The organism is Methylobacterium sp. C33D (genome assembly GCF_053345825.1).
Genome location: NZ_JBKFAV010000030.1, coordinates 69,824 through 78,558 on the forward strand (window position 1 = coordinate 69,824; position 8,735 = coordinate 78,558).

Below are 8,735 nucleotides of genomic sequence, written 5' to 3' on the forward strand. Positions count from 1 at the left end.
CGAAAGAAAGAACGTGCCGCGGAGGACGGTCTGCCATGGCGTTGATCCGGAGCTGCGTCCTCTCGGTCGCGATCGGCTTCGCCGCGCTCGCCGGACCGGCCGCCGCCGAGCCGATCCGCGTCAAGGTCGGCGTCCTCAACGACATGTCGGGCGTCTACGCCGATACCGGCGGCAAGGGCTCCGTCGTCGCCGCCCAGATGGCCGTGGAGGACTTCGCCAAGACCGAGCCGGGCGTGCAGGTCGAGATCGTCTCGGCCGACCACCAGAACAAGCCCGACGTCGGCGCCGCCATCGCCCGCCAGTGGTACGACCGCGACGGCGTCGACGCGATCCTCGACGTGCCGACCTCCTCGGTGGCGCTGGCGGTGAGCCAGGTCACCCGCGAGAAGAACAAGATCTTCATCGACTCGGGGGCCGGCACCACGGAGCTGACCGGCAAGCAGTGCTCGCCGAACACGATCCAGTGGACCTACGACACCTACGCCCTGGCGCATGGCACGGCCGGCGCCATGCTCAAGCGCGGCGGCGACACGTGGTACTTCCTCACCGCCGACTACGCCTTCGGCCTCTCGCTGCAGAACGAGGCCACCGCGGTGGTCGACCAGGGCGGCGGGCGGGTGCTGGGCGCAGCCCGGGTGCCGTTCCCCGCCACCGATTTCTCGTCGTTCCTGCTGCAGGCGCAGGCCTCGGGCGCGAAGGTGGTGGGTCTGGCCAACGCGGGCGGCGACACGGTCAACGCGGTCAAGCAGGCGCACGAGTTCGGGCTGACCGACGGCGGCCAGAAACTCGCCGCCCTGCTGATCTACGCCGTCGACGTCCACGCGATCGGCCTGCAGACCGCGCAGGGACTGGTGCTGACCGAGTCGTTCTACTGGGATCTCAACCCGGGGACGCGGGCCTTCGCGGAGCGGTTCTACCCGCGCAACGGCAACAGCATGCCGACGATGAACCATGCCGGCGTCTATGCCGGGCTCCTGCACTACCTGAAGGCCGTGGCGGCGACGAAGTCGACGGACCCGCAGAAGACCATGGCGTGGATGAAGGCCAACCCGACCGACGACCCGCTGTTCGGCAAGGGCGTGGTCCGGGCTGACGGGCGCAAGACCCACCCGATGTACCTGTTCGAGGTGAAGGCGCCGTCCGAGTCGAAGGGCCCGTGGGACCTCTACAAGGTGCTGGAGACGATCCCCGCCGAGCAGGCCTTCCGCCCCCTGGCCGACGGCGGCTGCCCGCTCGTCGCCAAGCCGTAGCGACGGAGCCGAACGCCATGATGCGCGCGCTCGACGGGCAGGTCGCCTGGGTGACGGGGGCCGGATCCGGGATCGGGCAGGCGGCCGCCCTGGCGCTGGCCCGGGCCGGCATGCGGCTCGCGCTCACGGGCCGGGGGCGGGACGCCCTCGACCGCACCGCGGATCTCGTCCGCGCGGCGGGGGGCGAGGCCCTGGTCGCCCCCGCCGATATGGGCGTGGCCGAGGACGTGCAGCGGGCCTGGGAGGCGGTCCACGCCGCCTGGGGGCGCTGCGACCTGCTGGTGAACTCCGCGGGCCTCAACGTGCCGCAGCGCGGCTGGAACGCGATCACGCCGGCCGGCATCGACGCCGTGGTCGGCGTCAACCTGAACGGCCCCTTCTACGCGTCGCGGGCCGTGCTGCCGACGATGCGGGCGCAGGGGAGCGGCCTGATCGTCCACGTCTCCTCCTGGGCCGGCCGCTACGTGTCCAAACTCACGGGACCCGCCTATTCCGCCGCCAAGCACGGGCTGGTGGCGCTCTCGGAGAGCCTGAACCAGGAGGAATGCGGGCACGGGATCCGGTCCTGCTGCATCTGCCCCGGCGAGGTCGCGACGCCCCTCCTCGACAAGCGGCCGGTTCCCGTCACCGCGGAAGATCGCGGACGCATGCTGCAGGTGGAGGATCTCGCCGAGACGATCCTGTTCGTCGCCCGCCTGCCGGCCTCCGTCTGCGTCAACGAGATCCTCATCAGCCCCACCTGGAACCGCGGCTATCTCGAGGGCGTGAAGCTCTGAGCGGGGCCGTCGCGGCGCGCTCTGACGGGGCGCGACGCGCGCGGCGACCGTCGGCCCGGCCGGCCGCGATGCCCATCGATCGGCCGAGAGGCCGGGACGTCCCGGCCCGGGGTGCGGCGCACTCATCCGCCGTTCAGGTGCGAAGGATGAGTGTCGTCACGGCCAAGCTAAAAACAAGTATTTCTGAATTGTATCTGAAATTTTACGGATTAAATCCGGCATAAGCTGGGCCATTTCAAGATTAAAATTTGATGAATGCGGAGTTCAGAACCGATTAAATCCGTCGCGCCTACCAGCGCTGCCGGAAGGCGATGAGACGCGTCTTCGCCGAACCGACGGGGACAACGGTCCGGCGGAGCGCCGGGCCCCTCGGGGCCCCATCGCGCACGACCGGGGGGCGCGACCATGTCAGGGACCGAGGACGATCCAGGGATTCCGGGCGCCGCGGACGCGGCCGGAACGGGCGCCGCGGCCGCGACCCGCCCGGTGCCGGACGGCAGCCCCGGCCGGCCGATCGACGACGGGGCGCGGGACCGGATCGGGCGGGGGCTGCGCCTGCACTACGCGGGCGTCCTGGCCCTGCCGATTCCGGACCGGCTCCGGACGCTGCTCGACGAACTCGCCGCCCACTCCGACACGGAGGCCTCGCGATGACCCTGATGCTGCAAGCCGCCCCCGCGGGGAGCGGGTCCGGTCCGGCCCCCCGGGGCGCGGACGCGGAGATGCGCGACCTCCTGCTGGGGGCGATCCCGGCGCTGCGGGCCTTCGCGTTCTCGCTGACCTACGACCTCGACCGCTCGGACGACCTCGTGCAGGACACGCTCGTGCGCGCCTGGATCAACGCGGCCAGCTTCCGCCGCGGGACCAACCTGACGGCGTGGCTGTTCACGATCCTGCGGAACCTGTTCTACTCGGAGCAGCGCAAGCGCAAGCGCGAGGTGGAGGACGCCGACGGCGTCCATGCCGGGCGCCTGACCGCCCTCCCCGAGCAGGAGATCCGGATGGAGATGGCGCAGTTCCAGAGCGCGCTGAACCAGCTGCCGCCGGCCCAGCGCGAGGCGCTCGTCCTGGTCGGCGCCCAGAGCTTCACCTACGAGGAGGCCGCGGCCATCTGCGGCGTCGCGGTGGGCACGATCAAGAGCCGGGTCAGCCGCGCCCGGACCCGCCTGATCGAGGTGCTGGGCATGACCGGCACCGACGATATCGGACCCGACCCGCAGACCCGCGCGGCCCTCGACGGCTCCTGAGGCGCGCGCGGCCGCCGCGAGGACCGCCGCGAGGACCGTCGCGGAGCCTACTTGATGAGCCTGACGACGTCGCGGAACCGCCTGTGCCGCGCCGTGCCGAGCCACTCGAACGCCACCATCTCGGTGGTGACGATCTCGGCGCCGTGGGCCGCCATCCGGGCGAGCGCCGCCTCCCGGTTCCCGATCCGCCGCGAGCCCACGGCGTCGGCCACCACGGCGACGCGGCGACCGGCCTCGCGCAGCCCGAGAACCGTCTGCAGCACGCAGACATGGGCCTCGCAGCCGCCGACCACGAGGTCGCGGTCCGCGGGCAGGCGCTCGAGGAAGCCGGGCGTCCGGGTCGCGCCGAAGCTCATCTTGGCGAAGACCGTCCCGGGCTCGGGCGCCAGGGCCGGCACGGTCGGCCCGAGGCCGGCGGCGTTCTGCTCGGTGACCAGGACCGGGACGTCGAGCAGCCGCGCGGCGGCGAGGAGGCGGCCCGCATTGGCGACGACCCCGTCCCCCTCCGCGATCGTCGGCATAAGCCGGACCTGAACGTCGATGACGAGGAGGAGCGAGCGGGCGGAGTCGATCAGCGGCATCGATGTCTGGTCCCTGCGGAGGGGTCCCGTCGGAGACGGACGCGCCCGATCCGCGTCCCATCCGGCCCGTTCGGGACCGCGCCCACCGGCATGACAGGTGCGCGTCTCGACCGCGACCCCGCCGGCGCATTGCCCTAGCGGAGCGCGATGTCGCCGGGGACGCCCGCGGCCGCGGCCCCGCCGGCGGCCTTCTCGAACCACCGCCGGGCGGCGTCGAAATCCTGCTTCACCCCGCGACCGTTGAGGTAGAGGAAGCCGAGATTGTTCATCGCCTCCGCGTGGCCGGCGGCGGCCGCCTTCTCGAACCAGCGGCGGGCCGCGGCGTCGTCCGGCTTCACGCCCTGGCCGTTCAGGTAGAGGCTGCCGAGGTTGTTCATCGCGTCGACGTTGCCGCCGGCGACCGCCTTCTCGAACCAGCGGCGGGCCGCGGGGGCGTCCGGCTTCACGCCCAGACCGTTGAGGTTCAGGCTGCCGAGGGCGTTCATCGCGTCGACGTTGCCGCCGGCGGCGGCCTTCCCGAACCAGGACGCGGCCGCGCCGTAATCCTGCCCGACACCCTGACCGTTGGTGTAGAGAAGCCCGAGATTGTACATGGCCGACGCGGCACCGGCGGCCGCGGCCTTCTCGTACCAGCTGCGGGCGGTGGCGTAGTCCTGCGTCACGCCCTGGCCGGCATCGTAGAGGCTGCCGAGGTTGTTCATCGCCTCGGCGTTGCCGGCCCGGGCGGCCTTCTCGAACCACGCGGCCGCGGCGGCGTAGTCCTGCTTCACACCCTGGCCGTTGTAGTACAGGCTGCCGAGGTTGAGCATGGCGTCGACGTCGCCGCCGGCGGCCGACTTCTCGAACCAGCGTCCGGCCGTGCCGAAATCCTGCTTCACGCCCTGTCCATTGATGTAGAGGATCCCGAGATTGTACATCGCGGCAGCGCTGGCGCCGGTGGCCAGCGTCGCGGAGGCGCTCCGGGCGGTCTCCGCCCGGGCGCCCAGTCCGGACAGGACCGAGAGCGCCAGCGTCATGGAAACGATGGATGTCGCGCGCATGGCCGTGAATCCCTGTGCGGGCACGCGAACCGTCATGCCCTGCGCGGAAGCCGATCCCGAGCATCTTCCGCAATGCTGATGGCGTCTTTCAGAACCTTGTTCCGTCCGATGACAGTCTTCCGGGACGAGGCCCCTTCAGGTGGACTGCACCGAACTGATCCGTGACCTATCCGGGTCCGGCAGGACTTTCTGGACCAAATCGCACATGCGGCCCGCCGCGCCGGCGCGTCCCGCAGGCGCGCGACGGGCTCGCGCGTGGCGGCCCGTGCGCGTCGGGGAGCGTCCGGGGCCCGGCGGGCGCGGCCCCTAGTAGGTCGCGAACAGCCGCGCCACCGCCTCGGGCTCCGCCGTGACGGTCAGCGCCAGGGCGAGCAGGATCCGGGCCTTCTGCGGGGTGAGATTGTCGGCGCTGAGGATGCCGCGGCTGCGCAGCCGGGTGGTGAGCGGGACCACGCCGCTGCCGGCCCGGGTCGACATCACCACCACGATCCCGGCGGCGGCCGCCGCCTCCAGGGCGTCGGCCTCGGCGGGCGGGGTCATGCCCGGGGCGAGACCGGCCGCGACGAGGCCGCGCGCGCCGGCGGCCAGGAAGGCCCGGACCGCGGTGCCGTCGGCGTCGGCGTACCCGTAGGCGATGTCGACCCGCGGCAGCGCCGACAGCGCCCGGATGTCGAAGGGCGTGCCCGGCGCGTGCGCCCGCTCGGAGCGGCGATAGTAGCGGACGGACTCGCCGTCGACGTGGCCGAGCACGCCGAAATCCGGGGTCCGGAAGGTCTGGAGCCGGGCCACCGAGGTCTTGGTCACCTCGCGGGCCGCCTGGATCTCGTCGTTGAGCACCACCAGCACGCCGCGCCCGCGGGAGGCCGGCGCCGCGGCCGTGCGCACGGCCGCCACGAGGTTGAGCTTGGCGTCGGTGGAGAGGGCGCTCATCGGCCGCTGCGAGCCGACCAGCACCACCGGCAGATCCACCGTCAGGGTGAGGCCGAGGGCGTAGGCGGTCTCCTCCAGGGTGGCGGTGCCGTGCCCGATGACGATGCCGGCGAGATCCGGGTGCTCCGCCGCGAGGCGCTCGCACAGGCGGACGAGGTCGCGCCACTCGGCGAAGCCGATCGCCGGGCTCGGGACCGCCCGGAACGGCACCGGCACCACCGCGGCCACCGTCGCGAGTTCCGGGACGGCGTCCAGGATCGCGCCGGCCTCGAGGCGCCGGTCAGTGGCGGTGTAGTCGAGGATGTCGAGGGCGTCGCGGCCGAGGGACGAGATCGTCCCGCCCGTGCCGATGAACGCGACCTTGGGCAACCCGGTCCCCGATCCTGCCGCCATGCCGTCTCTCCCGACCCTGTCCGCCGCCGTGATGCCGCGTCGCGCGGCCGGGGTCGACCCCGCCGCGCGCAGGCGGGCGATGCGCCGGGCGGGAGGCCCGCCGAGCGCGCCCCGACCTCGCGCCCCGGCCCCTCGCCGGGACGGGCCGCGGCCTCAGCTGCGGAAGTCGACCAGGAGCGCCGAGACGGTGCCGCTGTTGGCGGTGCCGCTCGCCCCGTAGCCGGCGCTGCCCGACTGGCTGCTCTGGAGCTGCTGGATGAAGGTGGACAGCAGGTCGTTCGTCGTCCCCGCCGCCGAGGTGGTCGAGGCCGACGCTGAGGCCGACAGGCCAGTCCCGGCGCCGCCCGCGGCGTCTCCCGGGGGCGGGCCGGGCGGGGGCCCGGGCGGCGGGCCGTCCGGACCGGCGACGTCGCCGGTCCCGTCGCCCGCGGCGTCGGTGCTCTGGGTGCTCCGGCCGTGGCTGGCGAACAGGTTCTTCAGCTCCGTGGCCTGGTCGGCGGTGAGGCTGCCGCTGCTGACCTGATCGGCGATCAGGCCGTCGATCCGGTCCTTCATGGAGGACGGGTCGAGCTTCGACCCTGTCGCGGTGCTGCTCGAGGCGGAACTGTCCGACGACAGGCTCGAATCGATGCTGCTCAGGGCGCTCGTGAGCGCCGTCGCGTCGGTGCTGCTGATCGTGCCGGCCGACAGCGCGCTGCTGATCGTGTCGGACATCTGGGTCTTGGGCGACGGCGGCGGCGACCATCGCTGCGCGGCGAGCTGCGCTGTCGCGGTGGATGAGACGGTACTCATTGGGGGCTCGGGTCACGGATGAGCCGGATTCGCCCGGCGGCGGGTCCGTGTGCAAATTACCCACGCGATCCTTAAGGCCGCGTTTCCGCGATCGCCCGGATCCCCGCCGCGGTGAAGGGACGGCCTCGGTGACGGGACGGCCGCGTCGGCGCGGCCGGGAACCCCGATCGCGCCGCTCAGAGGCTCGCGGCCATGCGCAGCGGCGCCGCTTCGGCCGGGCGCGCCGCGGCCTCGGCGTGGCCGTAGAGGCCGCGATGCTTCGGGTTCGGCGACAGCCGGTCGGTCAGGCCGATCACCGTCTCGGCGGCGCCGAGCAGGAGCGCGCCCTCCGGGGCGAGCTGCGCCGCGAGCCGCGCCAGGACGTCCGACTTGGTCGGCGCGTCGAAGTAGATCAGCACGTTGCGGCAGTAGATCACGTCGAACTGGCCCAGCGAGGCGAAGCTGTGCAGCAGGTTGAGCTGCCGGTAATCCACCATGCTGCGCAGGCTCTGGGCGATCTGCCACTGCTCGCCGACCTGGGTGAAGTACTTGATCAGCCACTGCACCGGCAGGCCGCGCTGGACCTCGAAATGGCTGTACAGCCCGAGCTTGGCCTTCTCGATCACCTCGGTCGACAGGTCGGTGGCGACGATCTCCACCTGCCAGCCGGCGAGCCGCGGCGCCGCCTCCTGGAGGAGCATGGCCAGCGAGTACGGCTCCTGCCCGGTGGAGGCCGCCGCGCACCAGATGCGCAGCCGGCGACGGCCGGCATTGCGCGCCAGCACGTCGGGCAGGAGCGTGTCGCGGAACAGGTCGAACGGGATCCGGTCGCGGAAGAAGAAGGTCTCGTTCGTGGTCATGGCCTCGACCACGGCCCGCTCGATCGTGCTGTTCTGGGCGAGCTTGAGGGTGCCGATCAGGTCGCCGAGGCTGGCGAGCCCGAAGCGGCGGCAGACCGGGGTCAGCCGGCTCTCAACGAGGTAGCGCTTCTCCGGCGTCAGCGCGAGGCCGGAGCGCTGCTTCAGGAAGGTGCGCAGGAATTCGAACTCGAGTTCGGTCATGCCGGCTGCCCCGTGATCATGGCGCGCAGCGCCGTCGCGAGTTCGGGCAGCGGCAGCACGGCCTCGGCGAGCCCGGCCCGCGCGACGCTGCCCGGCATGCCCCAGACCGTGCTGGTGGCCTCGTCCTGGGCGAGGACCGGGCCGCCGGCCTCGGTGAGCGCCCGGGCGCCGTTGGTCCCGTCCGAGCCCATGCCGGTGAGGATCACGGTCGCGGTGGCGGCGCCGAACACCACCGCCGCGTCCTTGAACAGGACGTCGACCGCGGGACGGCAGAAATTCACCGGCGGGCCGTCGGTGAGCTTGATGATCGGGCCGCCGGCCCCGGCGGCCAGCCCCATGTGGCGGCCGCCCGGGGCCACGTAGATGCGGCCCGGCTCGACCCGCTCCTCGGCCTTGCCCTCGGCCGCCGGGAGCCCGGTGCGGGTGGACAGGTGCTCGGCGAAGACCGCCGTGAAGATCGGTGGCATGTGCTGGACGATCAGGACCGGCAGGCGCCGCAGGGCGGCCGCGCCGATGCCCTCCAGCATCTCGCCCACGGCCCGCGGCCCGCCCGTGGAGGAGCCGATCAGAAGGGCCCGGGGCTGAGACCGGGTGCGGACCTTGGGCCGCAGGGTGAAGGGGGTCGCCGGGCGCGCCGCGGCGGCCGGCGCCGGATGCGCCGCGGCCGGCGCGGCCGCCGGCGCGGG

11 protein-coding genes are annotated in these 8,735 nt (G+C 72.8%); 5 read left to right on the top strand and 6 right to left on the bottom strand.

Features of this window, described 5'->3' with window-relative positions; all coding sequences use genetic code 11:
• Positions 1 to 35 precede the first annotated feature (35 nt).
• The 4 genes from ACLBXO_RS22510 (at position 36) to ACLBXO_RS22525 (ending at position 3,273) form a co-directional block, all read left to right on the top strand.
• Positions 36 to 1,250: an ABC transporter substrate-binding protein gene (locus ACLBXO_RS22510; protein WP_331313657.1), complete on the top strand. Its 1,215-nt coding sequence runs from the start codon at positions 36 to 38 to the stop codon at positions 1,248 to 1,250.
• Between the two features lie 17 nt (positions 1,251 to 1,267).
• Complete coding sequence (locus tag ACLBXO_RS22515; RefSeq protein ID WP_447686748.1) at positions 1,268 to 2,026, top strand: SDR family oxidoreductase; 759 nt, start codon at positions 1,268 to 1,270, stop codon at positions 2,024 to 2,026.
• A gap of 405 nt (positions 2,027 to 2,431) precedes the next feature.
• A complete protein-coding gene (locus ACLBXO_RS22520) occupies positions 2,432 to 2,680 on the top strand; it encodes a NepR family anti-sigma factor (RefSeq protein WP_447686749.1) in 249 nt (82 codons plus the stop codon).
• A complete protein-coding gene (locus ACLBXO_RS22525) occupies positions 2,677 to 3,273 on the top strand; it encodes a sigma-70 family RNA polymerase sigma factor (protein ID WP_331313660.1) in 597 nt (198 codons plus the stop codon). The genes ACLBXO_RS22520 and ACLBXO_RS22525 overlap by 4 nt, the downstream gene beginning before the upstream one ends.
• 47 nt (positions 3,274 to 3,320) lie before the next feature.
• Here the strand turns inward: ACLBXO_RS22525 and ACLBXO_RS22530 are convergent, their stop codons facing one another.
• From ACLBXO_RS22530 to ACLBXO_RS22545, 4 genes are all read right to left on the bottom strand, one after another.
• Positions 3,321 to 3,854, bottom strand: coding sequence for an isochorismatase family protein (locus tag ACLBXO_RS22530; protein WP_447686750.1), 534 nt, complete (start codon positions 3,852 to 3,854; stop codon positions 3,321 to 3,323).
• Positions 3,855 to 3,988: 134 nt separating this feature from the next.
• On the bottom strand, positions 3,989 to 4,894 hold the full coding sequence (locus tag ACLBXO_RS22535; RefSeq protein ID WP_331313662.1) for a tetratricopeptide repeat protein: 906 nt from the start codon (positions 4,892 to 4,894) through the stop codon (positions 3,989 to 3,991).
• Positions 4,895 to 5,200: 306 nt separating this feature from the next.
• Positions 5,201 to 6,217, bottom strand: coding sequence for an asparaginase (locus tag ACLBXO_RS22540; RefSeq protein WP_447686751.1), 1,017 nt, complete (start codon positions 6,215 to 6,217; stop codon positions 5,201 to 5,203).
• Positions 6,218 to 6,370: 153 nt separating this feature from the next.
• Positions 6,371 to 6,772, bottom strand: a complete 402-nt coding sequence (locus ACLBXO_RS22545; protein ID WP_331313663.1) for a hypothetical protein — start codon at positions 6,770 to 6,772, stop codon at positions 6,371 to 6,373.
• Between ACLBXO_RS22545 and ACLBXO_RS22550 the strand changes: the two genes are divergently transcribed.
• Complete coding sequence (locus tag ACLBXO_RS22550) at positions 6,771 to 7,031, top strand: hypothetical protein (RefSeq protein WP_331313664.1); 261 nt, start codon at positions 6,771 to 6,773, stop codon at positions 7,029 to 7,031. The genes ACLBXO_RS22545 and ACLBXO_RS22550 overlap by 2 nt on opposite strands.
• A gap of 154 nt (positions 7,032 to 7,185) precedes the next feature.
• Here ACLBXO_RS22550 and ACLBXO_RS22555 read toward each other — a convergent pair whose 3' ends face one another.
• The gene (locus tag ACLBXO_RS22555) at positions 7,186 to 8,049 is read right to left on the bottom strand and encodes a CheR family methyltransferase (RefSeq protein WP_331313665.1); all 864 of its coding nucleotides are present in this window, start codon (positions 8,047 to 8,049) and stop codon (positions 7,186 to 7,188) included.
• A partial coding sequence (locus ACLBXO_RS22560) for a CheB methylesterase domain-containing protein (RefSeq protein ID WP_447686752.1) occupies positions 8,046 to 8,735 on the bottom strand: 690 nt, incomplete at its 5' end. The genes ACLBXO_RS22555 and ACLBXO_RS22560, both read right to left, overlap by 4 nt.